This is a genomic window from Paraburkholderia ferrariae NBRC 106233 (genome assembly GCF_000685035.1).
Lineage (GTDB): Bacteria > Pseudomonadota > Gammaproteobacteria > Burkholderiales > Burkholderiaceae > Paraburkholderia > Paraburkholderia ferrariae.
The window spans coordinates 391,536-416,618 of sequence record NZ_BAYB01000007.1; the positions used below are offsets into that span (position 1 = coordinate 391,536).

Here is a 25,083-nt window from a genome sequence, read left to right on the forward strand (position 1 = left end):
GCAATGCTATGCTTGCGCACGGCGCCGCTCATTCCCACTCACATACTGCCCGCCGTGCTGTCATTCCTGCTGAAACTGCGCACTCGCGCCCGCGATCTCTTTCGTCTCTCGGACGCGCACACGATGCTCGTGTGGTCCGTCATCGTCGGCGTGGCGGGCGCGTTTGCGACCGTGCTGTTCCGCAAAGGCATCGCGCTGCTGCAGATTCTCTTTGTTGGCTACGAGGGCAGCTTCGTGGAGATGGCGCGCAGCCTGCCGTGGCACACGCGCATCTGGCTGCCGGCCGCAGGCGGCTTCGTCGCGGGCTGTCTGCTGCTCCTCGCCAGACGCAAGACGCCGGGCGACGGCAACCGCCCGATCCACACCGACTACGTCGAGGCGGTCGCGATCGGCGACGGCGTGATGCCGGTCGGCAAGAGCCTCTGGCGCAGCATCTCGTCGCTCTTCACGATCGCAAGCGGCGGTTCGATCGGCCGCGAAGGCCCGATGGTGCAGCTCGCCGCGCTCGCGGCTTCGCTGATCGGCCGCCTCGGCCACTTCGATCCGCAGCGCCTGCGCCTGCTCGTCGCGTGCGGCGCGGCCGCCGGCATCACCTCGGCCTACAACGCGCCGATTGCGGGCGCCTTCTTCGTTACCGAAATCGTGCTCGGCTCGATCGTGATGGAGAGCTTCGGGCCGATCGTCGTTTCGTCGGTCGTCGCCAACATCACCATGCGCGAGTTCGCGGGCTACCGGCCGCCCTACGAAATGCCGGTGTTTCCGCCCGTGGCGGGCCCGGAAGTCCTGCTCTTCGTCGCGCTCGGCCTGCTGTGCGGGTTGCTCGCGCCGCAGTTCCTGAGCCTGCTCGACGTCACGAAGGCGGGCTTCGCGCGCATGAAAGTGCCGCTGCCGGTCAAGCTCGCGGCGGGCGGCCTCGTGTGCGGCGTGCTCTCGGTCTGGACGCCCGAGGTCTGGGGCAACGGCTATAGCGTCGTCAACTCGATCCTCCATTCGCCGTGGACCTGGACCGCGCTCGCCACCGTGCTCGTCTTCAAGCTCATCGCGACCGCGGCCACGGTGGGCTCCGGCGCCGTGGGCGGCGTGTTCACGCCGACGCTCTTCATGGGCGCCGTGCTCGGCTGCCTGTTCGGCCAGGGCATGCACGCGCTGTGGCCGCACGGCACCTCGGCGCCGTTTGCCTACGCGATGGTGGGCATGGGCGCCTTCCTTGCGGGCGCGACCCAGGCGCCGCTGATGGCGATTCTCATGATTTTCGAGATGACGCTCAGCTATCCGGTCGTGCTGCCGCTCATGCTCTCGTGCGTAGTCGCGTACTTCGTCGCGCGCGCGACGGGCAAGGCCTCGATGTACGAGATCACCCTGCATCGCAATCGCGAAGAAGAGGAGCGCGTGCGGCTGCGCGCGACGCAGATGCGCGCGCTGATCCGCCCCGCCGACACCGTCGTGCGCGCCGACGCCACGGTGCCCGAGATGACGCGCGTGTTCCTCGAATACCCGGTGAAATACCTTTACGTGACCGACGACGCGGGCCGCTTCCTCGGCGCCGTCGCGCTCGCGGACATCACCTCGGACCTGCTGCAAAAGCGCGACACCGCGAACAAGCGCGCCGCCGACTACGTACAGATGCCGTTCCATACGCTCACGCCCGACATGTCGCTCGCGGCGGGCCTGCAACACTTCATGGCGTTTCGCGGCGAGCGCCTGCCCGTGATCGAAAGCGCGCAACAGCCCACGCTTGCGGGCGTGGTCTACAAGACCTCGCTGCTCGACGCCTATCAGCGCATGACGCCCGACCGCTAGCGCGCAAGTCGTGCAGCGCAGCCCTGTGCGCGCTCGCCCGCACACCGCGCGAGCGCCCCGCGTGTCAAAGCCCGGCGGAGCGACCCGCAACGAGCCGGCCCGGAACACGGGCCGAAACAAGCCGAAACAAAAAAATTCGCGTGTTCTGGACGCGTTCCGGCATTTGCTGCCATTATGGAATCCTCGCATCCGTTTTCGCGCGCGCCGGCGCCTCCCGCCGACTGCGCCCGAACCACGCGATGCGGCGCGCGGTCCGGACGCGGACGGCGCGGCTGCCGCGCAGCGCCCTCCCGGGCCCGGCACGGCGCTTGCTGCGGCCCTTGGGCCGCATGAGAGAGGAGGTCGAGCGATGAAAACCTCGACAGTGATGACCACCGTGCTGCTCTCGGCGTCGTGCTTCGCCGCGCCCGTGCGCACGGCGCAGGAAACCCCGGTCCTTGCCGGGAATATTGCGCTGCAACAACACCTCGACGACGCCCCCGTCGCTCCGCCTGCCCCCAACGTGCCCGTGTCCGCCGCAAGCGGCGCGCAGCACTGGGAATACCTCACGCTGCCCAAGTCCCGGCAACTCGACAAGACGATGACGCCGGAGCTGCACCTGCAGACCTGAGGCACGGCAGCGGACACGCAGCCGCGGCGGATTTCGGGGATTGGCTATGCTGGTGTCGCGGCGCCATGGAGGCGCCGTTCGTAGCGCAAAGGACACTCTGCATGCCCGCTCCCCGCATTCCCGACGAACCGATCGACCTGCAATTCGCCGATGTCCTGCGCGAAGTGCGCTGGCCCGCCAACAAGGACGACCTCGTGGACGCCGCGCGCAGCGCCGGCGCGAGCAACGAGGTGCTGGCGATACTCGACGGCCTGCCGGAGCAGGACTACCAGGATGTCGCTTCGGTCACGAAGCTGATCGGCAGCAACTACGGTCCCGGGCTTGGCGTCTGACGCACGCCGCGCGAGCGGCTCAGGCGTCGCGCCCGAACACCACGCGCGCAAAGAAACGGCCCAGCACTGCCTCCACGACGGCAGGGGTGATGTGCTGCGGATCGGCCGTGGCGAGAAACTGCACACCGTCGCACAGCCCGATCAGGCCGATCACGAGCCGGTCCGGTTCGAGCGGCATGGGCGTGCCGGTGCGCGCCGAATATTCCTCGATGCAGGCGGCCAGTTGGTCGCGCTTTTCCTTCATGAAGGCGTTGAACCGCGTGCGAAAACGCGCGTCGCGGGCAGCCAGCAGCTTCGCCTCCACCCACAGCAAAAACATCTTGTTGTCGAGCGCCATGCGGCTGTAGTAGTCCGTCACGCACGCTTCCATCTCTTCGCGCGAGATGTCGGCCTCGAAGATCGCCCGCAGGTCGGCCTGCATCGCCTCGTGGTCGCGCCGCAGCAGTTCCACGAGCAGTTCCGCCTTGCTCCCGAAGTTCGAATAGAACGCCCCGCGCGTATAGCCCGCCGCGAGCGCGATGTCCTCCACGCTCGCGCCCACAAAGCCCTTTTTCATGAACATGGCGTGCGCGGCGTCGAGCAGGCGCTCGCGCGTCTGGTCACGGCTCTGTTCGCGGGTCAGTCGGATACGGTTCATGGCGGGAGTCTAGCACTGAAACATTACTCGAATTCAATCATGCATTCAGATACAGCATTGTATTAGAATCCGGGACATCATCTGCAGCAATCGATGCCCAGGCGGGTCAGCGCGAGCCGGGCCTTGCGGCGCCGCGTCAGGCCGGCATGCCGCGCTTCACTTTCAGCACCTGGCGTGCACGCCTGGCAAGTCGAGGTCCATGTGAATCGTTGCGGTCGTGGCGCATCGGGCAAGATGCGCCGGCAGTCCAGTGGGTCGTCGGGGCGCTGGCGCCGCCTCGCCGGTCTCGTTTCCCTGTGCGGCGTCGCCGTCCTCGCCGCCTGCGGCAAGGAGGCCGCGCCGCCCGAAGCACCGCGCCCAGTCGTCTCCCTGATCGTGCATCCCGACGGGGACGGCGCGCGGGCCGTCTACCCCGGCGACGTCGAAGCGCGCTATTCCACCCCGCTCTCGTTCCGCGTGGCCGGCAAGATCGTCGAGCGCGACGTGCGCCTCGGGGACACCGTCAAGCCCGGCCAGGTCGTCGCGAAGCTCGATCCCGCCGATTTCGACAAGAACGCGGCCAGCGCCGCCGCGCAACTCGAAGCGGCCCAGCATAACTACACGTTCGCGAAACAGCAGCTCGACCGCGATACGGCGCAGGCCGCCGCCAACCTCATCGCCCGCGCGCAGTTCGAGCAGACCCAGAACGCCTACGCCTCGGCGCTTTCGCAGCGCGATCAGGCGCAGCAGCAGCTCGCCCTCGCGCAGGACCAGCGCCGCTATACCCAGCTCGTGGCCGATCACGCGGGCGTCATCACCGCCGAAAACGCCGATACCGGCCAGAACGTGCAGTCCGGGCAGTCCGTCTATCAGCTTGCATGGTCGGGGGCCGTCGACGTGGTGTGCGATCTGCCCGAAGCGGCCATTGCGGGCCTCGCCGTGGGCCAGAACGCCCAGGTGAGCCTGCCCGCCCAACCCGGCAAGACCTATACGGCGCAGGTGCGCGAAGTCGCGGCGGCCGCCGACCCGCAAAGCCGCACCTGGCGCGTGAAGCTCACGCTCGCCGATCCGGACGCCGGCGTACGCCTCGGCATGACCGCCAACGTCTCGATCGCGGCGAACCATCCGGGCGACACCGGCGCGTTTACGATTCCCGCCACCGCGCTCTTCCACGACGGCAACGCGCCCGCGCTCTGGATCGTTCACGAGCCCGACAACGTGCTGCAACTGCGCCGCATTTCGGTTGCGCGCTACGACGCGCGCACCATCACCGTGACGGGCGGCCTCGCCGACAACGAACGCATCGTCGTGCAGGGCGTGCACACCGTCACCGCCGGCGAGAAGGTGCACCCGGTGCCGCCGCTCCATCCCGAGGACTTCGCGTCATGAGCCATGTCCCCGGCTCCGATCACGAAGAGGGGCGCTTCAACCTGTCGGCGTGGGCGTTGCGCCATCAGGCGCTGGTGATCTTCCTGATCGCGCTCGCGACGATCTTCGGCGCCCTCTCCTATACGCGTCTTTCGCAGTCCGAAGATCCGCCCTTTACGTTCCGGGTGATGGTGATCCAGACCTTCTGGCCCGGCGCAAGCGCGCGCCAGGTCGAGGACGAGGTGACCACCCGCATCGGCCGCAAGCTCCAGGAAACGCCCTATATCGACTTCCTGCGCAGCTATTCGCGCCCCGGCGAGTCGCTGGTGTTCTTCACGATGAAAGACTCGGCGCCCGTGAGCGAAGTGCAGCCCACGTGGTACCAGGTGCGCAAGAAGGTGGGCGACATCGCCGCCACGCTGCCGCCCGGCGTGCAGGGCCCGTTCTTCAACGACGAGTTCGGCGACGTCTACACCAACATCTATACGCTCGAAGGCGATGGCTTTTCGCCCGCCCAGTTGCACGACTACGCCGATAACCTGCGCGAAGAACTGCTGCGCGTGCCCAACGTCGGCAAGGTCGACTATTTCGGCGACCCGAACCAGCACATCTACATCGAAATCTCGAACACGCAGCTCACGCGCCTCGGCATCTCGCCAACGCAGCTCGGCCAGGTGATCGGCGCGCAGAACAGCGTCTCGCCGGCAGGCACGCTCACCACGCCCGACGACCGCGTGTTCGTGCGCCCGAGCGGCCAATTCAAGGACGTACAGGCGCTGGCCGATACGCTGATCCGCGTCAACGGCCGCACTTTCCGCCTGGGCGACATCGCCACGATCCGGCGCGGCTACGACGATCCGCCCGCCACGCAGATGCGCTACGGCGGCCACGCGGTGCTCGGCATCGGCATTACCATGCAGCCCGGCGGCGACGTGATTCGCCTCGGCAAGGCGCTCGATGCGCGTGTGGCCCAGTTGCGCGCCGGCTTGCCCGCGGGCCTGAAGCTCGTCGAGGTGTCGAGCATGCCGAATGCGGTCTCGCACTCGGTGGACGACTTCGTCGAAGCCGTTGCCGAAGCCGTGGGCATCGTGCTGCTCGTGAGCCTCGTTTCATTGGGCGTGCGCACCGGCATGGTCGTGGTCATCACGATTCCGATCGTGCTGGCCGTCACCTCGCTCGTGATGTATCTCTTCGGCATCGGGCTGCACAAGGTCTCGCTCGGCACGCTCGTGCTCGCGCTCGGCCTGCTCGTGGACGACGCCATCATCTCCGTCGAAATGATGGCCGTGAAGCTCGCCCAGGGCTGGACCCGCACGCGCGCCGCGGCCTTTGCGTACACCAGCACGGCGTTCCCCATGCTGACGGGCACGCTCGTCACCGTTGCCGGCTTCCTGCCCATCGTGCTCGCGAAGTCGAGCACCGGCGAATACACGCGCTCGATCTTCCAGGTCTCCGCAATCGCGCTGATCGCCTCGTGGTTCGCCGCCGTGGTGCTGATCCCGCTGCTCGGCTACCGCCTGCTGCCCGAGCGCGAGCGCGCGGCCCACGAACCGGACGGCCATGAGCACGACATCTACGACACCCGTTTCTATCACCGCCTGCGCCGCTGGATCGGCTGGTGCATCGAGCATCACCTGATCGTGCTCGCGCTCACCATCGGGCTTTTCCTCGTCGCCCTGCTCGGCTTCACGCTCGTGCCCCAGCAGTTCTTCCCGAGCTCGGACCGGCCGGAACTGCTCGTGGACGTGCGCCTGCCCGAAGGCGCCTCGTTCGACGCCACGCTGCGCCAGGCAAAGCAGCTCGAAACCGCGCTCAAGGGCCGCCCCGAGATCGATCATTCGATCGACTTCGTGGGCACCGGCGCGCCGCGCTTCTATCTGCCGCTCGACCAGCAACTGCAGCAGCCCAACTTCGCGCAGTTCGTCATCACGGCGAAGTCGGTGGAGGACCGCGAAAAGCTCGCCACGTGGCTCGAAACGAAGCTGCGCAACGATTTTCCGGCGATCCGCACACGCCTCTCGCGGCTCGAGAACGGGCCGCCCGTGGGCTACCCCGTGCAGTTCCGCGTGAGCGGCGACGACATCGCCACGGTGCGCAGCATCGCCGAGCGCGTGGCCGCGACGATGCGCGACGACCCGCGCACCGAGAACGTCAGCTTCGACTGGGACGAACCCGCCGAGCGCTCGCTGCGCTTCGAGATCGACCAGCAGAAAGCGCGCGCGCTGAACGTGTCTTCGGAAGACGTCGCCAACTTCCTGCAGATGACGCTTTCGGGCTACACCGTCACGCAGTACCGCGAGCGCGACAAGCTCATCAGCGTCGATCTGCGCGCGCCGCCCGCGGAGCGCGTCGATCCGTCCCATCTGCTGACGATGGCGATGCCCACGCCCAACGGCCCCGTGCCGCTCGGCTCGCTCGGGCATCTCGTGAACGACCTCGAATACGGCGTGATCTGGTCGCGCGACCGGCAGCCCACCATCACCGTGCAGTCGGACGTGAGAAACGGCGCGCAGGGCATCGACGTCACGCACGGCGTGCAGAAAAAGCTGGAGCCGATTCTCGCCTCGCTGCCCACGGGCTATCGCATCGAAGTAGGCGGCTCGGTCGAGGAAAGCGCGAAGGGGCAGGCTTCGATCTTCGTGCAACTGCCGATCCTCGTGGTCGCGGTGCTCACGCTCCTGATGATCCAGCTGCAAAGCCTCTCGCGCACGATGATGGTGGTGCTGACTGCGCCGCTCGGCCTGATCGGCGTGGTGCTCGCGCTGCTGCTCTTTCACGAGCCGTTCGGCTTCGTCGCCATGCTCGGCGTGATTGCCATGTTCGGCATCATCATGCGCAACTCGGTGATTCTCGTGGACCAGATCGAGTTCGACATTCGCGACGGGTACAAGCGCTTCGACGCGATTGTCGGCGCGACGGTGCGGCGCTTCCGGCCCATTACGCTGACCGCTGCCGCCGCCGTGCTCGCACTGATTCCGCTGTTGCGCTCGAACTTCTTCGGGCCGATGGCCACGGCGCTCATGGGCGGCATCACGAGCGCCACCGTGCTCACGCTGTTCTATCTGCCCGCGCTCTATGCAATGGCGTTCCGCGTGCACAGCAGCGAAACCGACGGACCGGGCAACGCCGGCTCCCATGCGGAGAATGCATCATGAGCATAACGAACGAATTCGCGGCGCCCGTCGAACCCGGTGCGTTGCCCGCCGGGCGACCGGCGCCGCGCGCGCGCGCGCTGGCCTTCGCATGCGCCGCGGCCTTCGCTGCGCTGGGTCTGGGCGGCTGCGCATGGGGCCCAGGCGGCGAAGCGCCCGCCATGCCGCAACCCGCGCACTACGGCGCCGAGCCTCAGCCGGCGCAGACCGTGGCGGCGCAAGGTGTCGCGCAGCAGTTCGTCGTCGGCGCGAAACCGGTGCCGCAGTGGTGGACGCTCTACGACTCCGACGCGCTAAGCGCGCTCGTCGCGGAAGGCTTGCGCAACAGCCCCAACCTCGCCGCCGCCGACCACAGCCTGCAGGCCGCCCGCGAGCAGTTGCGCGGCCAGATCGGCAGTTCGCTGCTCCCCACCGTCGATGCGCTCGGCACCGCGCAGCGCCAGCGCGGGCCCGGCATCCCTTCGCTGGGCGTGGACAAGCTCCAGTACGACGTTTTCGCGGGCCTCGTCGAAGTGCGCTACTCGTTCGATTTGTTCGGCGCCTCGCGCCTGAACAACGCGGCGCTCGCCTCGCGCGTGGACGTGCAGGCCTTCCAGTTCGAGGCTGCGCAACGCGCGCTCGCGGCGAACGTCGTGACCGCGGCCATCGGAGCGGCCACCCTGCACGCCGAAGTCGATACCACGGAGCAACTCGTCGCGCTTGCCAATGCGCAGGCCGACGAGATGGCGAAGCGCTACGCGCTCGGCGCGGTCTCCCACACCGACCTGCTGAACGCGCAGCAGAGCGCAGCTTCGATCGCCACCAACCTGCCGGTCCTGCGCCAGCAACTGGGCACGACGCGCCACGCGCTCGCCGTGCTGCTGGGCCGCACGCCCGACGCCGCCCCGCCCGATCTCGACCTCGCGAGCCTCACGCTGCCCGCTCAGGTGCCGGTGCTGGTGCCCTCCGAGCTGCTGAAGTCGCGGCCCGACATCGAAGCCGCGGACGCTACCCTGAAGGCCGCCGCCGCGTCCGTGGGCGCAGCGACGGCGCAGATGTTCCCGAGCATCACGCTTTCGGCGGGGCTCGGCCAGGGCGGGTTCACGTGGCCCATCGCGACTTCGGGCGCCGGCGCGCTGTGGGCCATCGGCGCCTCGCTCACCCAGCCGATCTTCCACGGCGGGGAACTCGTCGCGCAGCGGCGCGCCGCCCTGCAGTCGTACGACGCGGCCAATGCCTCGTATCGGCAGACGGTCCTCGCGGCGTTCCAGAACGTGGCGGACCAGTTGGCGTCGCTCGAACACGATGCGCAGGCGCTCGATTCGTCGAGCCTTTCCGCGCGCACCGCACAGGGCGTGTACGACGACACCAACGCGCGCTACCGGCTCGGCGCCGTGCCGTACTACGCCGTGCGGCAGAGCGAGCAGCAATGGCGCAACGCGCGGCTCGACGAGATCCGCTACCGCGGGCAGCGGCTTTCCGATACGGCAGCGCTGTTCCAGGCAATGGGCAATCCGCCGGTAGCAGATGACGCGAAGCCAGCGGATGCGGCAGCTTCTGTGCCTCCCGTACGGGCAACATCGCAGGCTTCGAATTAGCCCGAGGCGGCGGTGCTTCGAATCGCGCAGCATGATCGAAGCCACCGCGCCCATTCCGGGTCCGCAGCTTTGCATGGGAGCACGCAAGCACCCTGTCCTCGCCCGCCGTCGAAACCCGGGTAATGACCGCCTGCAGGACGCGCGGGAAGCGGCGCGCGCAAACGGGTTCCCCTGAACAGTCGCTGAACGCCGGGCCCTCTCACGCCCATTGCATTGGACTCCGAATGATTTCGGGAGCGCAATTTCCAGCGCACCAAAGAAACACGGCGCGTCCACTGGAACGCGCCGTGCGGTCAAGCCACGAAACTCCCCTTCAGCCTCAAGGCTTGTTCGACTCGAACAGATTCATGATCTGCTGCTTCTCGCTCGACGTCACGTCGGGCGGCGTCATCCCGCCCGGCCCCACGCCGCCCACCGCGTCGCTTGCATCGCTCGCGCCGCCCGCCGGGCTCGCCGAATCGAGACCGATGCTGGACACGAAGCCGTTGCCCGGCGTCATGTCGCTGTAGTAGAGCTCGCCGTCGATGGTCGTCACGCCGTCGGGCATGGCAGGCTCCTGCTGCGGCACGCCGCGCAGCGCATGCTGCATGTACTCCACCCAGATCGGCAGCGCGAGCTGTGCACCGAATTCGCGGCTGCCGAGGCTCTTCGGCTGGTCGTAGCCCATCCACGCCACCGCAACCAGCGAGCGCTGGTAGCCGGCGAACCAGCCGTCCTTGGCGTCGTTGGTCGTACCGGTCTTGCCCTGCAGGTCGTCGCGGTGCAGGACGTTGGTGCCCGCACCCGTGCCGCCCGTGGCCACCGAATGCAGCAGGCTGTTCATGATGTACGCGTTACGCGGCGAGATCGTCTGCGGCGCGTTCCGCCCCGCGACGAGCGGCTGTGCGCGCAGGACCGGCTGGCCCCGCGCATCGTCCACCTCGGCGATCAGATACGGATTGATGCGATAGCCGCCGTTCGCGAACACCGAGTACGCACCCGCCGACTGCAGCGGCGTGACGAGACCCGCGCCCAGCGCCATCGGCAGATACGGCGGCGTCTTGTCCGCGTCGAAGCCGAAGCGTTGCGTCACGTAGTCCTGCGCGTACTTCGTGCCGATGTACGACAGGATGCGGATCGAAACGAGGTTCTTCGACTTCATCAGCGCCGTGCGCATCGGCATCGGCCCGTCGGGCTGATCGTCGTCCTTCGGCTCCCACGCGTCGCCGCCCGGCGTGCTGGGCGGGAAGTACAGCGGCGCGTCGTTGATGATCGTCGCCGGCCCGAGGCCCTTCTCGAGCGAAGCCGAATAGATGAACGGCTTGAAGCTCGAACCCGGCTGACGCCACGCTTGCGTCACGTGATTGAACTTGTTCTTGTTGAAGTCGAAGCCGCCGATCAGCGCGCGGATCGCGCCGTCCTGCGGCGTGAGCGACACGAGCGCGCCCTCCACCTGCGGCAATTGCGTGATCTGCCAGTTGCCCTTGTCGTCGGGCAATACGCGCACGATCGAGCCCACGCGAATGTGCAGCGCCTGCGTCGCGCGCGGCGACAGGCCGGCCGCCGCGAAGCGCAGTCCGTCGCCCGTGATCGAGACCGTGGTGCCGTCGAGCAGTTGCGCCTTGACTTCCTTCGGATTCACGTCGGTGACGACAGCCGCGACGATCTCGCCGTTATCGGGGTGGTCCGTGAGCGCGTCTTCGATCGCCTGGTCGCGGTCGTCGCCGTCCGCGGGCAGTTGCACGAAGCCTTCCGGCCCGCGATAGCCGTGGCGGCGCTCGTAGTCCATCACGCCCTTGCGCACCGCCACATAGGCGGCTTCCTGATCCGCGGAGTCGATCGTGGTCGTGACCGTCAGGCCGCGCGTATAGGTCTCTTCCTTGTACTGCGCGTACATCATCTGACGCACCATTTCGGCCACGTACTCGGCGTGCACGCTGTACTGGTTGTCCGCGGTCCTCGTCTGGATCGGCTCCTTGATCGCCTCGTCGTACTGCGCCTGGTTGATGTAGCCGAGATCCAGCATGCGCTTCAGGATGTATTCCTGGCGGATCTTCGCGCGGTGCGGATTGACGATGGGGTTATACGCGGACGGCGCCTTCGGCAGCCCCGCGAGCATCGCGGCCTGCGCGAGCGTGATGTCCTTCAGGTCCTTGCCGAAGTACACGCGCGCCGCCGCCGAAAAGCCATAGGCCCGCTCGCCCAGATAGATCTGGTTCATGTACAGCTCGAGGATCTGGTCCTTCGTGAGCGCGCGCTCGATCTTGTACGCGAGCAGCATTTCGTAGATCTTGCGCGTGTAGGTCTTCTCGCTCGACAGGAAGAAGTTGCGCGCCACCTGCATCGTGATCGTGCTCGCGCCCTGCGAAGCGCCGCCGTGCATCAGGTCGGCGAGGCCCGCGCGCAGGATGCCCACGAAGTCCACGCCGCCGTGTTCGTAGAAGCGGTAGTCCTCGATGGCGAGCACCGCCTTCTTCTGTATGTCCGGAATGTCCTGGAAGCGCACGAGCTGCCGGCGCTCCTCGCCGAATTCGCCGATCAGCACGTGGTCGGCGGTGTAAATGCGCAGCGGCACCTTCGGCTGATAGTTGGTGAGCGCGTCGAGCGAGGGCAGCTGCGGGCCCATCACGACGAGCGCATAGCCCACGATCAGCGCGCCCACGACGACGAGCGTCGCGATCAGGCCGAAGAACCCCAGCGCGATGGAGGCGAAGAGCGAGCGCCGGCGCCCGTTGCCGCCGCCGGACGCGGGCTGCGGGTCCGGCTGCTCCGGTCCGCGCGGGGATCCGTTGTTGAAGGAAGGCTCCCGATCGTTGCTCGGGTAATGCGGGGAAGGCGGTCGTTTGATGATAGGCATGACTGGAATGATTGACGCGTTATACGCGCGCCCGGCTGCGCGCGACGCGTCGCGCGCAAGGATCGTGGTCATGGCGTCATGGCGCCAATGCGGGAAGCGGCGAACCGGCTCGCACCGGCTGTCGCAACGCAACCGGCAACGCCCCCGTCCGGCTGCGCGGCGCGCAGTGCGGCGCACCATCGCGCAATGTAACAGCGCATTCTAAATAAATCCACGCGCTGCGGGATGAGGTTTTTTTGTAAAAATTCCCGCGCGGCCGTCTTTCAGAAAGCTTTCCGGGTGCGTGCGAACGCCGTTTACCGCACAAAAGACGCCTCTTTGCGCTAATTGCGGGGTTCTTCGCAGAAGGCATCGGCGTCGCGCCGTAGCACGTGCCGGAAAGCGGACGATACGCGCGGATCGTCAGCATATTCTTGCGCCGGCGCGCGGCGCGGCGCGGACATCCAGCCGTTGCGCATCCCACCCGACGCCGTATGATGAAGAGACTGCTGTACGCCCCGCCCGGGCGACACGCGGCTGTCACACAACGGTCGCGCGAGCGGCGAACGCGCCCCCGCCGGGACGGGACCCGAGGTCACCCGAAGCCGACCCCATGGCCAGCCGATCATGAACAAGCCCAGCGAACGCATCGTCGTTTTCGTCACGCCCGCGCAAAAGCGCGCGATCTCGGCTACGGCCGACGGACTCGGCATCAGCATCAGCGAGCTGATGCGCCGGGCCGTGATCGCCTTCAGCGCGACCAGCGACCAGGTGAAAGCCGCGAGCATCGTGGACCGGCTGAACGCCCCGCGCGAACCCGATGCGCTCGCCCAGGTCCTGCGCCGTGCGGCAAGGCCGCTGCGCTCCGGCCGAGCGAGTCCGCTGCGCGCCGCGCCCGCGCCTCTCGCCGACCCGGAAACCGGCGCGGAAACCGACGCAGAAACCGGCGCGGCAGCGGATGCCGCGCTGCTGGCCGCCGGGGAAAGCCACGGCGACGCCGTAGACGCCGGCGATCAGCATGACGCCACGCTTCAGGACGCCGACGCGGACCACGCAAATGGCGAAACGCTGCCGGCAGCGCTTACCGTCGACCCGAATCCCGGCAACGCCGCGCGCGAAATCGCCCAGGCCGTTGCCCGTCTTGCTGCTGAAACGAACGAGGCAGGCGCAGGCGGCACCGCCCTTTCCTCTGCCTCCCGACTCGAAGACGAAGCGCCGCTGCAATCGCCTGGCAACGGCGCGTCGTTCGCGCGCGCGACGCGTCCGCACGGCGATGCCGACGCCCGCCACGACGGGCATAACGGGGGTGCCCCCGAAGACGGCAAGTTCGCGTGATCGCACCACGGGCGCACCGCGGACACACCGCAGCGCACGGGCGAGGCACCGGACCTTTTAAGTCCCTTTTAAGCGACCCCGTGGTGTAATATCCGCGAGCAATGGCGCCCCGCGGTGCTTGCGGGCGAGCGGGAAACGGTACAAAGCAAGGCGCAAGGCAATCGCCGCAAAGTTTCGATTGCCCACTTGCAAACGGCACCTGGCGCCCCGATTTGCGCGCTGCATGCGCAGCCTACCCGTACCGCACGACAGCGCAACGGGCACGCTGCCCGCCCCGCGGGACGCACATGCATGCACCTCGGCCCATGACGGCCGATCTCAATTCACGGAGGAATTCATGTCGCTTTTTGACTCTGTTTCGCGCACGCTCAAGGGCCTCTTGAACGATGCCGCCGATTCGGTCCAGGATCCGTCGCGCGACGCCCGCCAGATCGTGCGCGAGCTCGACGACAGCATCGCGAAAGCGGAGAACTCGCTCGTCGAAATCCAGGCGCAGGTCGCGACGCAGCAAAGCAAGCGCGACGTGGCCGCCGACAAGGCGAAGAAGTACGAAGACGGCGCGAAGCGCGCGCTGCAATCGGGCGACGAAGCGCTCGCCCGCGAAGCGCTCGGCGCGCAGGCCACGGCCGAAGCCGAACGCGACGCGCTGGCCTCCGAGCTCGCGAAGCTAGAACCGTCGGTCGATCAGCTCAAGCAGCAGATCGACGACATGCGCCAGCGCCGCAACGACCTCAACGCGCGCTCGAACATCCTGCAGGCCAAGCAGCAGATCGCGCAGGCCAAGGACGTCGCGGCAACCGCGCTCGGCGGCATCGGCGGCAAGAATCTCTCGGCCGACTTCCAGAAGCTCGAAGACAAGGTCACGCTGTCGAACGCACGCTCGGATGCGCGCCTGAACTCGGCGGATACGTCGAGCGGCAAGGCGCTCGACGACAAGCTCGCCGCGCTGAACAAGGGCCCTTCGGTGGACGACCGCCTCGAAGCCCTGAAAAAGCAGTTGAACACGCCGGCGCAGTAACGCGCCGGGGTGGCCGGAGACGGCGCCTTGCCACAAGCCTCGCGCCTCGGTGTGCGGCCCGCGCAACGCGCCGCATCCTCATCCCGATCGTCATGGAGACGGGCGTCAAGCCGCCCGGCTGCAACATGAAAAAGTTTCTCGTCGCTGCCTTCGCCTCGCTCGCGTTCGTGAGCGGCGCCGCTTTCGCGGTGCCGAGCGCCCAGCAGATCGAATCCGCCATGTCGCAAGGCGACTGGCAACGCGCGGATGCCGGCCTCGTCGAGGTCCTGCAGGCGCACCCGAACAACGCGCACGCGCACTATCTGTATGCGCAGGTGCTCGATCGAGAAGGCCGCTACGCCGACGCGCTCACCCAGGTCGAGCAGGCCAAATCGCTCGATCCGCAACTGCACTTCACGACGCCGCAGAACTTCGCCCGCGTGGAAGCGAAGATCCGCGCCGACGCCACGCGCACGGGCGGCGTCAGCGGCGGCAATACCGGCAGCACCGGCAATCCGTTTGCGCAACAGGCCCAGCAGGCCGCACCCGCGCCAGTGGCCACGCATCACGGCCCGGGCATGGGCGCATGGATCGCCATTGCAGTCGTGCTGGTGGGCATCGCGCTCGTGCTGCGCTGGACGCTGCGCCGCGCGAAATCGACCGACGATGCGAAGGCCGGCGACGACCGCCGCGATCAGCTCAAGCGCGCCACCGAATTGCTCAACGCCGTGCGCTCGCTCAAGCTCGACGTGAAGCTCTCGACCGTGCCGGGCCACGAAGCGCTCGAAAAGGAAGTCGAGGGGCTCGAAACGCAGTTGCGCAGCCTCGTGGAAACGCTCTCGAACAGTGCGAACCCGGTTGCCCCGTACCAGGTCGAGGATCTCGGGCGCCAGTTCGAAAGCCTCAAGGCGCGCGCCGAGGGTCGTCCCGATCCGAACGCGCAGCCCGCTGCAGCTTCGCCGTACGGCAGCGACTCGCCCTACGCCCGCGAGGCCGATGCTGCCTTCGGCCGTCAGCAGCAAATACCGTATCCGCCGCAACAGCCGCCGCAGGTTATCGTGCAGCAAGGCGGCGGCGGAATGATGGGCGGCATGGGCGGTCTGCTGACCGGCGTGCTGCTGGGCGAAGCCCTGAATTCGGGCCGCGACCGCGTGGTTGAACGCGACGTGTACGTGGACGACGACGGCCGGCGCATTCCGCGCGACGGCAACGGTGCCGGCAACAACGACGGCGGCGGACTGGACTTCGGCCAGGGCTCCAACAACTGGGACGACGGTTCCGGCGGTGGCGGCGTCGATCTCGGCAGCAACGACAGCTCCGACGACTGGAGCAACTCGTAAGCACGCGGCAAGCAGTCGCGGCAAATCGCAGCGAATCGTGGCATAGCGCCGGATCGCCGCGAGGCGCCCGCCACGGCTAACCGTCACGACGGGCTCCCTCGCGGAGCCCGTTTTCATCTGTGCGTGCGGCCACGCAAAGAACGCCCGCACCTCAAGGAATGTCACATGGCTTCACCTCCTGGCACCTCGCCGCGCATCGCGATCGTCGGCAGCGGCTTCGCCGGGATCGGCATGGCGATCCGTCTGCGGCGCATGGGCCTCGATTCGTTCACGATCTACGAGGCCGCCGCGGATCTCGGCGGCACCTGGCGCGATAACGCCTATCCCGGCGCAGCCTGCGATATTCCTTCGCACCTCTACTCATTTTCGTTCGAGCCGAACCCGAACTGGACGCGCGCCTTCGCGCCCCAGCGCGAGATTCTCGACTACCTGCGCCATTGCGCGCGCAAATACGACGTCGAGCGTTTTATCGAATATCGTTCGCGCGTGACTGCCGCGCGCTTCGACGAGGCCAGCGGCATATGGCACATCGAGATCGAAAAGGACGGGGTCCCGCATACCGTCACGGCCGATCTGCTGATCGCCGCGAACGGCCCGCTCTCGCGGCCGGCCCTGCCCGACCTGCCGGGGCTCGACCGCTTCGAGGGCGCCCTCTTTCACTCGGCGCGCTGGGACCACGGCTACGACCTCGACGGCAAGCGCGTTGGCGTGATCGGCACCGGCGCGAGCTCGATCCAGTTCGTGCCGCATATCCAGCCTCGCGTCGCGCAGCTTGCCGTGTTTCAGCGCACCGCACCGTGGATCATGCCGCGCCGCGACCACGCCATCGACGCGCGCAAGCGCGCGCTCTACCGACGCATGCCGCTCGCGCAGCGTATTGCGCGCGCGGCCGTGTATTGCCAGCACGAAGTGCGGGTGCTCGGCTTTGCCGTCGATCTGCGGCTCCTCAAGCCGCCCACGAAGTTCGCGCGCGGCTATCTCGCGCGCAAGGTGCCGGACCCGGTCCTGCGCGCGAAGCTCACGCCCGACTACCTGCTGGGCTGCAAGCGCGTGCTGCTCTCGTCCGACTACTATCCCGCCATCGCGCAGCCCAATGTCGAACTGGTCACCGATGCGATCCGCGAAGTGGTCGCCGACGGCATCGTCACCGCCGACGGCACGCATCGTTCATTCGACGCGCTCATCTGCGGGACCGGCTTCCAGGTCAACGACGTCGATGCGCCCTTTCGCGTGACCGGCGCGGGCGGCGCGGATCTGGGCACGGCCTGGCGCCGCGATGGCCCGGAGGCCTATCTGGGCGCCACTGTCGCGGGCTTTCCCAACCTGTTCCTGATCGTCGGCCCGAACACGGGGCTCGGGCACAACTCGATGATCTACATGATCGAGTCGCAGGTGCGCTATATCGCCGACTGTATCCGCGCATTGCAGCGCCGGGGCGCACGCACGATGCGCGTGCGGGCCGAGGTGCAGCGCGCATTCAACGCGGCGCTGCAGGAGCGCTTTGCGCGCACCGTCTGGCAATCGGGATGCCATAGCTGGTATCAGACGCGGCGCGGCAAGAACACGTCGCTGTGGCCCGGGTTCACGTTCGACTTCCGGCGCAGGACGCGCCGCGTGCGCGAAAGCGATTACGAGTTTGGCGGCTAGCGCAGCGGCCGCCCTGCATACACGCGCGTTTCGTACGCGAAATTCACGCGGCCTTGCTCCTGCGTTTCGTCGCAGAGCACCCGCAACGCAGCCAGCATCGGCGCGTGGCCCGTGGCTGTCTTGTCGAACCGGTGGAACGCCTGCACCCCGTCTCGCCCCAACCGCCCGCTCACCACCGTCTAGCCGCCCCCGAGCAACCGCAACAGTCCCCACAGAAAGCGGCAGACCATCACGATCAGTTCCCAGAGCAGCACCAGTTGCTGCCAGAGCCCCGCTACGGCTCCGTCGCCCAGCATGCCTTCGATCATCGTGCTCCCATGCGGGTCCTCGCCGTGCTCGCTACCCTCGGCACCCTCGGCACCCTCAGCGCCCTCGGCATCCTCGGCGCCTGAGTCCGGCCCGCGCCACGATCATAGCCGCTGGGCCAGATTCACGCTCAAGTCCACACATTACGGGCCGTTAACAGGCCAGAGAGCCCGGCGTTCGCGTGAACGACCGGGTCCGGCCTTTGTCGGTCCGCCGCGCGGCGCAGCACTGAACCGCGGCGGGCTCGATCGATAGCTTCCTATGGTAGGAGACACCCGATGTCACGTTTGCGTTTGCGCCTGCGCGGCCCTCGCCGTGCAGGCAAGTCGGCCGGAGTCGTCGGCGACATTGCCGCCCAGGCGGGCCGCCTCGGCATTGAGATCTGCGATGTATCCGGCCACGTCGACGAAGTCGCCGCGCGCGTCCAGCACCAGGCCGCCGTCTGTCACGCGCTGCGCGACTCGGCCGCCCATACGCTCGCCGGCAATCACCAGATTGCGGCCGCCGCGCGCGCGATGCGCGAAGTCAGCACCGGCACGGCGGCCACCGTGCAATCCTCGCAGCAGACCATCGACGCCTCGCTCGCCGATATTCACGGCCTGGTGGAAGGCGTCACGGTGATCGAAAGCCAGATCGGCGCGCTCAAGAGCGCGCTCGCTCACGTCTCCAGGGTGTCCGAAGAGATTTCGCAGATCGCGCGTCAGACCCAGTTGCTCGCGCTGAACGCCGCCATCGAAGCCGCGCGCGCCGGGGAATCGGGCAAGAGCTTCGCGGTCGTGGCCGCGGAGGTGAAGAATCTTTCCGCGAAAACGGCGCAGGCCACGGGGCAAATCGAACAGACGCTCGCCCAGCTCACGAAGCAGACCGAGCAGCTTATCGTCGAGGGCGCGGCCAACACCGAGCGCGCGCATCGCGTCCGCGCGGGCACGCATACGATCGGCGAGGCCGTGCAAAGCACGGGCGCCGCCATCATGCAACTCGACGAACACGCCGGACAGATCGCCCAGCTCACGGGCGAGATCGAAGCCAAGTGCGACGGGCTCGAAGCGCAGGTGCAAGAGATGGTGGACGGCGTCGAAGATTCGAGCCGCAATTTCGCCCAGGCGAAGGATCAGTTAGGACACCTGCTCGACGTATCGGAAACGCTGATCGAGCTTTCGGCCGCCACGGGCGTCGAAACCGAGGACACGCGCTTCATCGAAGCCGTGCAGCGCGCCGCCGCGCAGGTGGGCAAGCTCTTCGAAGCGGGGCTCGCGCGCGGCGATCTCGGCGAAGCGGATCTCTTCGACAGTACCTATGTGCCGGTGCCGGACACCAACCCTCAGCAGCACGTCACACGCTTCACCGCGTTCACGGACCGCGTGCTGCCGGCGATCCTGGAGCCGCTGCTGACTTTCGACGAGCGCGTGGCGTTTTGCGTGGCAATCGATCCGCGCGGCTACATTCCCACGCACAACCGCAAATTTTCGCAGCCGCAGGGCAACGATCCGGTCTGGAACGCCGCGAACTGCCGCAATCGCCGCCTGTTCGGCGACCGCACCGGCCTCGGCGCCGGCTCGCATACGAAGCCGTTCCTGCTGCAGACCTACCGCCGCGACATGGGCGGCGGCCACTTTGCGATGATGAAGGACGCCTCCGCACCCATCTTCGTGAACGGCCGGCATTGGGGCGGCTTCCGCATGGGCTACCGCCTCTCGTAAGGCTTCGCCAGAATGACGAACGGCGCGCGGCAGACTCTGCCCGCGCGCCGTCCCGTCTCCGGCAAGGTTCTGAACGCCGGCTGCTCAGACCGCCATGGCCATGCGCCTGCGTTCGGCGCGCTGCATGAAGTAGTTGCCGAAGATCACGCCGATCGTCACTACGAGAATGAAGAGCGTGGCGAGCGCGTTCATTTCCGGATTCAGGCCGAGGCGCACCCGCGAGAACACGACGAGCGGCAGCGTCGTCGAGCCGGGACCCGAGAGGAACGCGGAAAGCACCAGATCGTCGATCGAGAGCGTGAACGAGAGCAGCCAGCCCGCGGCCAGCGCCTGCGAAATGAGCGGCAGCGTGATCGTGAAAAACACCTTGAGCGGCGTGGCGCCCAGGTCGAGCGCGGCCTCTTCGAGCGACGGATTGAGCTCGCGCACGCGCGACTGCACGATGATCGCCACGTACGAGATACAGAGCATCACGTGGCCGATCCAGATCGTGAACACGCCGCGCCCCGCGGGCCAGCCGAGCAGCTTGCCCATTTCCACGAAGAGCAGCAGGAGCGAGATGCCCTGGATCACTTCGGGGATCACGAGCGGCGCGTTGATCATGCCCGTGTAGAGCGTGAAGCCGCGAAAACGCCCCATGCGCGCGAGTACGTAGCCCGCCCACGTGCCGATCACCACCGAGGCGAACGCCGTCATCAGGCCGATGCGCAGCGAAAGCCACGCGGCCGTAATGAGTTCGTCGTCGGTGGAGAGCGCCTGATACCACTTCGTCGAAAAATGCGTCCACACCGTCACGAGCTGCGACTCGTTGAACGAATAGACGACGAGGCTGACGATCGGGATATAGAGGAACGCAAAGCCCAGGCCCAGCGCGATGAACTGCAGAACGCGATTGGGTTTCATCGTCCGCGGCCCTCCAGTTCCTTCGCCTGGAAGTGCTGGAACAGCGCCATCGGCACGAGCAGCAGCAGCACCATGGCGCAGGTCACGGCGGAGGCCATCGGCCAGTCTGCGTTGTCGAAGAACTCGTTCCACATGACGCGGCCGATCATCAGCGTATTCGCGCCGCCCAGCAGCTCGGGGATCACGTACTCGCCCACCGCCGGAATGAACACGAGCAGGCAGCCCGCGATAATGCCGTTCTTCGAAAGCGGCAGCGTGATTTCGAGAAACGCGCGCCACGGCTTCGCGCCGAGGTCGTAGGCGGCCTCGAGCAGCGTGAGGTCCATCTTCACGAGGTGCGCGTAGAGCGGCATCACGAGAAACGGCAGGTACGAATAGACCATGCCGATATAGACCGCCGTGTTCGTATGATAGAGCTCGATGGGCGTGTGGATCACCCCGATCGACATCAGGAAATTATTCAGCAGTCCGTTGTTCTTGAGAATGCCGATCCACGCGTACACGCGAATCAGGAACGACGTCCAGAACGGCAGCATCACCCCCATCATGAGGATGTTGCGCGTGGCCGGGTTCGAGCGCGCGATGTAATACGCCATCGGATAGCCGATCAACAGGCACAGGAGCGTCGAGATCGCCGCCACTTCCACCGAATTCACATAGGTGGCGAAGTAGAGGCTGTCCTGGAACAGGAACGCGTAGTGCGAAAGATCGAGCGAGATGTGCAGCACACCGTCGGCGAACGAGGTGAGCTCCGTGTACGGCGGAATGCCGAGCTGCTGGTCCGCGAAGCTGATCTTCACCACGAGGATGAAGGGCACGAGGAAGAACAGCACCAGCCAGAAGAACGGCCCCGCCACCACGGCCGTGCGGCCGGTCAGGTTGAAGCGCGCGACCGGCCAGTTGACGATTTTCTTCAGCCTCGCCCTCATGACGTCAGCACCACGCCAGCCGAGGCACTCCAGCGCACGTAGACTTCGTCGCCCCAGGCCGGCGAATCGATTTCGGAAATCGCGAGGCTCGACACGTTCGCGACCACGGTCTTGCCCGAGTCGAGCTTGACGTGATAGAGCGAGTAGCCGCCCATGTAGGCCACGTTCATGACCACGCCGTGCCCCCAGTTGAAAGCGCCTTCGGGCGGCTTGCGCGTGAGCGCGATGCGCTCCGGGCGCACCGAGATCGTCACCGGCATGCCGAGCGGGCCGCTGATGCCGTGGCTCACGTAGAGGCGCACGGAAAGGTCCGGCGACTCCACATAGACGTGATCGGGCTCGTCCTCGACCACGGCGCCGTCGAAGAGATTGGTCGAGCCGATGAACTCCGCCGAAAAACGGCTGTTCGGGTACTCGTACACCTCGTTGGGCGTGCCGATCTGGACGATCTCGCCTTCGCTCATCACCGCGAGGCGCCCTGCCATCGTCATCGCCTCTTCCTGGTCGTGCGTGACCATGATGCAGGTGACGCCGACCTTGTCGAGAATGTTGACGAGCTCGATCTGCGTGCGCTGGCGAATCTGCTTGTCGAGCGCCGACATCGGCTCGTCGAGCAGCAGGAGCTTGGGACGCTTGACGAGCGAGCGGGCCAGCGCGACGCGCTGCTGCTGGCCGCCCGAAAGCTGGTGCGGCTTGCGCTTCGCGTAGCGCGACATCTGCACGAGTTCGAGCACCGCGGCCACGCGCTCCTGCAGTTCGCCCTTCTTCACGCCTTCCTGACGCAGCCCGAAGCCGACGTTCGACTCGACCGTCATGTGCGGGAAGAGCGCATACGACTGGAACATCATGTTGACCGGCCGCCGATACGGCGGCAGCGTGGCGAGGTCCTCGCCGTCGATCAGGATCTTGCCCGAGGTGATGCTCTCGAAGCCGGCCAGCATGCGCAGCAGCGTGGACTTGCCGCAGCCCGAGCTGCCGAGCAGCGCGAACAGCTCGCCCTTCCTCACCGACAGGTTGACGCCCTTGACGGCCGCCGTTTCGCCGAACTTCTTGACGACATCGACGACCTGCACGAAGTTGTCCGCGGCGGCATTCGCCGCGGTGTAGCCCGAAGGCAGCACGCCGGCGGCCGCCGGTGCGCTCGACTGGTCACTCATGATTCTCTCTGCCCTGCAAGGTCATTGGACGGAGTTGACGAACAAAGCCCCCGGCAACCTGCCGGGGGCTCGGGTAAAACAAAGGTTGCCACCGTTTCGCTTTAGCGGCCCGACTTGAATTCGGTCCACAGGCGCGTCTGCAGGCGCTGGATCTCAGGCGGCAGCGGCTTGAGCAGGAACAGCGTCTTCAGGACCTCGGGCGGCGGATAGACGGCCGGGTCGTTCGCGATGTCCTTGTTCACGTACTTGCGCGCTTCCGCGTTGGCGCTCGGGTAATAGACAGCGTTCGTGATCGCGGCGTGAACCTGCGGCGTCTCGATATAGTTGATCCATTCGAGCGCGGCTTCCTTGTGCTGCGCATCCTTCGGAATCGCCATCACGTCGAACCAGATCGGCGCACCGCCCTTCGGGATGTAGTACTCGATCTCGTACGGCTTCTTCGCCTCTATCGCGCGGTGCTTGGCGATCACGACGTCGCCCGACCAGCCGTAAGCAAAGCAGATGTCGCCGCCGGCGAGGTCGTTGATATAGCCCGACGAGTTGAACTGCGTGATGTACGGGCGGATCTTCTTCATCATCGTGAGCGCGGCGCGATAGTCGTCCGGATTGGTCGACATCGGGTCCTTGCCGATGTAGTGCAGCGCGGCCGCGAACATCTGGTCCGGCGCGTCGAGCACCGAAACGCCGCAGGCCTTCAGCTTCGAGAGGTACTCGGGCTTGAAGAGGATGTCCCAGTTGTCGAGCGGCACGTCCTTGCCCAGCAACTGCCGCGCCTTCGTCACGTTATAGGCGAGACCGGTCGTGCCGTAGGCCCAGGGCACCACGAACTTGTTGCCCGGATCCGCGCCGGCGATCAGCGACATCAGTTGCGGATCGAGGTACTTGAGGTTGGGGATCTTCGACTTGTCGAGCGGCGCGAAGATGCCGGCGGCAATCTGCTTGCCTGCGTAGTTGCTGGTCGGCACGACGATGTCGTAGCCCGAATTGCCCGCGAGGAGCTTGGCCTGCAGCGTGTCGTCGCTGTCGTAGTTGTCGTACTTGACCTTGATGCCGGTTTGCTTCTGGAAGTTCGGAATCGTGTCGGTGGCGATGTAGTCGGACCAGTTGTATACGTTCAGCTGCGTGTCTTTCGCCACCGCCGTCAACCACGGCGCAGCGCACAGCGCCAGCGCGGCCAGTCGTGTCACCACCTGTCTTCTCATTCCGTTCTCCGTCCGGGCCGGTCCCTGCCGGCCGCGTGCCTTGCGACATGCCGCGCGCGCCGCGCGGCTCCCCCAAACTTTACGAAACCTACCATCAAACATGTCGGACGACAAAAAAAACGCCAGCCTGTAGCACAAACGGAACAGCCGCCGGGCGCTGCGTCGTCCCACCGTCGATGACCGGCAATAAATCGCGCGCAATTTTAGCCGGTTCTGCGCGCGTGTCCACCAAAAAAACCCGACATGCGGTTTTCGGGCGAAGCGGGTGCCGGAGCGGGTGCCGCATGCCTGGTTGCACAGGTCTGGGGCAAGGCGGACGGGGGCGCGCGGCCGGAACCGGAAGCTCCCTTTCAAATCGCTGTGAGTGCCGCCGCGAGCACTGCACTGCGGCCCGGCGCGCCGCTGCCCCGCCTCGCCCGATGCAGCACGCATGGCACGGCCCGCGGAGGACATCGCGGAGGAGTGCCGGCAACGCCGCCAGTGGGGCTGCCCCGGGACCGGCCGGCAGAATCGGCTACCATAGCGGGGTTTCTATCCGCGAACCGTCCGGGCACCCTGCCCGCGGCCGCGCCCAAGGCACTTTTCGATGGCATCCAACCTTCACGACCTCCCCGACAGCCCCTGCATCGGCGTCTGCTCGACGCTCTTCGACGAAATCTGCAAAGGCTGCGGCCGCACGGCCATGGAAGTCTCCAACTGGGTCTTCCTGAGCGACGAGGAAAAGCGTGTGGTCTGGGCGCGCATCGAACGCGAAGGCACGGCCATGCGCTTCCAGAAAGACCGCGCCTGAAACGCCCCCTCGCCCGGCATTCTCCCGATAAAAAAAGCGCCGGTTCGCGATGAACCGGCGCTGGTCTCTCTCCAGGCAAGACTGGCTTCGCGCGTCAGAAGCGCATGCCGACACCCACGCCCACGATCAGCGGATCGATGTAGAGCGTCCCGATCGACGAGCCGTTGAGCGAGGCGCCCGTGCGCATCCAGACCTTCTTGATGTCGGCGTTCACGAACACCCGCTTCGTCACGTCCACGTCGATGCCGGCCTGCAGTGCCGGCCCCCAGCTGTGGTTGTCGATCGAGACGGGGGCGTCGCCCGCATGCAGGCCGTTGTTGTAGAACAGCGTGTAGTTCACGCCGGCGCCGATGTACGGACGCACCTTGCCCGCGTGGTTGAAGTGGTATTGCAGCAGCAGCGTGGGCGGCAGCACGCCCACGCCCCCGAGTGCCCCGATGCTCGAGGTGACCTGGTTGCGCGACGTGCCGAGTATCAGCTCGACGCCGATGCTGTCCGTGGCCATAT

At 66.8% G+C, this 25,083-nt stretch carries 20 protein-coding genes; 12 read left to right on the forward strand and 8 right to left on the reverse strand.

What is annotated here, in order from left to right:
- The first annotated feature begins 54 nt into the window (after positions 1–54).
- The 3 genes from BFE01S_RS08700 to BFE01S_RS08710 all read left to right on the forward strand — a co-directional run bounded on the left by BFE01S_RS08700 (position 55) and on the right by BFE01S_RS08710 (position 2,742).
- Positions 55–1,800, forward strand: a complete 1,746-nt coding sequence (locus BFE01S_RS08700; RefSeq protein ID WP_042337377.1) for a ClcB-like voltage-gated chloride channel protein — start codon at positions 55–57, stop codon at positions 1,798–1,800.
- A 349-nt stretch (positions 1,801–2,149) separates the two neighbouring features.
- On the forward strand, positions 2,150–2,410 hold the full coding sequence (locus BFE01S_RS08705; RefSeq protein WP_028225150.1) for a hypothetical protein: 261 nt from the start codon (positions 2,150–2,152) through the stop codon (positions 2,408–2,410).
- Between the two features lie 101 nt (positions 2,411–2,511).
- On the forward strand, positions 2,512–2,742 hold the full coding sequence (locus tag BFE01S_RS08710) for a DUF2795 domain-containing protein (RefSeq protein ID WP_028225151.1): 231 nt from the start codon (positions 2,512–2,514) through the stop codon (positions 2,740–2,742).
- Positions 2,743–2,761: 19 nt separating this feature from the next.
- On the opposite strand, the gene BFE01S_RS08715 is transcribed toward BFE01S_RS08710, so the two are convergent.
- Entirely contained in the window at positions 2,762–3,379 is a 618-nt protein-coding gene (locus BFE01S_RS08715) for a TetR/AcrR family transcriptional regulator (RefSeq protein WP_028225152.1), read from the reverse strand.
- 234 nt (positions 3,380–3,613) lie between these two features.
- Here BFE01S_RS08715 and BFE01S_RS08720 point away from each other — a divergent pair, with 234 nt between their 5' ends.
- The 3 genes from BFE01S_RS08720 to BFE01S_RS37960 are packed head-to-tail and all read left to right on the forward strand — an operon-like array spanning position 3,614 to position 9,455.
- On the forward strand, positions 3,614–4,747 hold the full coding sequence (locus BFE01S_RS08720) for an efflux RND transporter periplasmic adaptor subunit (RefSeq protein ID WP_028225153.1): 1,134 nt from the start codon (positions 3,614–3,616) through the stop codon (positions 4,745–4,747).
- On the forward strand, positions 4,744–7,881 hold the full coding sequence (locus BFE01S_RS08725; protein ID WP_028225154.1) for an efflux RND transporter permease subunit: 3,138 nt from the start codon (positions 4,744–4,746) through the stop codon (positions 7,879–7,881). The genes BFE01S_RS08720 and BFE01S_RS08725 overlap by 4 nt, the downstream gene beginning before the upstream one ends.
- Positions 7,878–9,455, forward strand: a complete 1,578-nt coding sequence (locus tag BFE01S_RS37960) for an efflux transporter outer membrane subunit (RefSeq protein WP_084169656.1) — start codon at positions 7,878–7,880, stop codon at positions 9,453–9,455. Before BFE01S_RS08725 ends, BFE01S_RS37960 begins: the two co-directional genes overlap by 4 nt.
- A gap of 319 nt (positions 9,456–9,774) precedes the next feature.
- Here the strand turns inward: BFE01S_RS37960 and BFE01S_RS08735 are convergent, their stop codons facing one another.
- Positions 9,775–12,291, reverse strand: coding sequence for a penicillin-binding protein 1A (locus BFE01S_RS08735; protein WP_028225155.1), 2,517 nt, complete (start codon positions 12,289–12,291; stop codon positions 9,775–9,777).
- Positions 12,292–12,897: 606 nt separating this feature from the next.
- On the opposite strand from BFE01S_RS08735, the gene BFE01S_RS45745 reads away from it, so the two are divergent.
- From BFE01S_RS45745 to BFE01S_RS08760, 4 genes are all read left to right on the forward strand, one after another.
- Entirely contained in the window at positions 12,898–13,605 is a 708-nt protein-coding gene (locus BFE01S_RS45745) for a hypothetical protein (protein WP_042337348.1), read from the forward strand.
- Between the two features lie 337 nt (positions 13,606–13,942).
- Positions 13,943–14,623: a PspA/IM30 family protein gene (locus tag BFE01S_RS08750; protein ID WP_028225156.1), complete on the forward strand. Its 681-nt coding sequence runs from the start codon at positions 13,943–13,945 to the stop codon at positions 14,621–14,623.
- Positions 14,624–14,748: 125 nt separating this feature from the next.
- Positions 14,749–15,942: a tetratricopeptide repeat protein gene (locus BFE01S_RS08755; RefSeq protein WP_028225157.1), complete on the forward strand. Its 1,194-nt coding sequence runs from the start codon at positions 14,749–14,751 to the stop codon at positions 15,940–15,942.
- 165 nt (positions 15,943–16,107) lie between these two features.
- Complete coding sequence (locus tag BFE01S_RS08760) at positions 16,108–17,589, forward strand: flavin-containing monooxygenase (RefSeq protein WP_028225158.1); 1,482 nt, start codon at positions 16,108–16,110, stop codon at positions 17,587–17,589.
- Here BFE01S_RS08760 and BFE01S_RS44115 read toward each other — a convergent pair.
- Entirely contained in the window at positions 17,586–17,735 is a 150-nt protein-coding gene (locus tag BFE01S_RS44115; RefSeq protein WP_156966950.1) for a hypothetical protein, read from the reverse strand. The two genes, BFE01S_RS08760 and BFE01S_RS44115, sit on opposite strands and share 4 nt — an antisense overlap.
- Before the next feature lie 438 nt (positions 17,736–18,173).
- Here BFE01S_RS44115 and BFE01S_RS08775 point away from each other — a divergent pair, with 438 nt between their 5' ends.
- Positions 18,174–19,595 carry a methyl-accepting chemotaxis protein gene (locus BFE01S_RS08775; protein WP_028225159.1) on the forward strand — a complete coding sequence of 474 codons (1,422 nt, stop codon included), beginning with the start codon at positions 18,174–18,176 and terminating at the stop codon, positions 19,593–19,595.
- A gap of 84 nt (positions 19,596–19,679) precedes the next feature.
- Here the strand turns inward: BFE01S_RS08775 and BFE01S_RS08780 are convergent, their stop codons facing one another.
- The 4 genes from BFE01S_RS08780 to BFE01S_RS08795 form a co-directional block, all read right to left on the reverse strand.
- Positions 19,680–20,498, reverse strand: a complete 819-nt coding sequence (locus tag BFE01S_RS08780) for an ABC transporter permease subunit (protein WP_028225160.1) — start codon at positions 20,496–20,498, stop codon at positions 19,680–19,682.
- Positions 20,495–21,427 (reverse strand): ABC transporter permease subunit, encoded by a 933-nt coding sequence (locus tag BFE01S_RS08785; protein WP_028225161.1) that lies wholly within the window; start codon positions 21,425–21,427, stop codon positions 20,495–20,497. The genes BFE01S_RS08780 and BFE01S_RS08785 overlap by 4 nt, the downstream gene beginning before the upstream one ends.
- Positions 21,424–22,584, reverse strand: a complete 1,161-nt coding sequence (locus BFE01S_RS08790) for an ABC transporter ATP-binding protein (protein WP_028225162.1) — start codon at positions 22,582–22,584, stop codon at positions 21,424–21,426. The genes BFE01S_RS08785 and BFE01S_RS08790 overlap by 4 nt, the downstream gene beginning before the upstream one ends.
- 101 nt (positions 22,585–22,685) lie before the next feature.
- A complete protein-coding gene (locus BFE01S_RS08795; RefSeq protein WP_028225163.1) occupies positions 22,686–23,786 on the reverse strand; it encodes a polyamine ABC transporter substrate-binding protein in 1,101 nt (366 codons plus the stop codon).
- Positions 23,787–24,372: 586 nt separating this feature from the next.
- Between BFE01S_RS08795 and BFE01S_RS08800 the strand changes: the two genes are divergently transcribed.
- Positions 24,373–24,576, forward strand: coding sequence for a DUF1289 domain-containing protein (locus tag BFE01S_RS08800; protein WP_028225164.1), 204 nt, complete (start codon positions 24,373–24,375; stop codon positions 24,574–24,576).
- Positions 24,577–24,670: 94 nt separating this feature from the next.
- Here BFE01S_RS08800 and BFE01S_RS08805 read toward each other — a convergent pair.
- Positions 24,671–25,083: OmpW/AlkL family protein (locus BFE01S_RS08805; RefSeq protein WP_028225165.1), on the reverse strand; the 413-nt coding region annotated here is incomplete at its 5' end.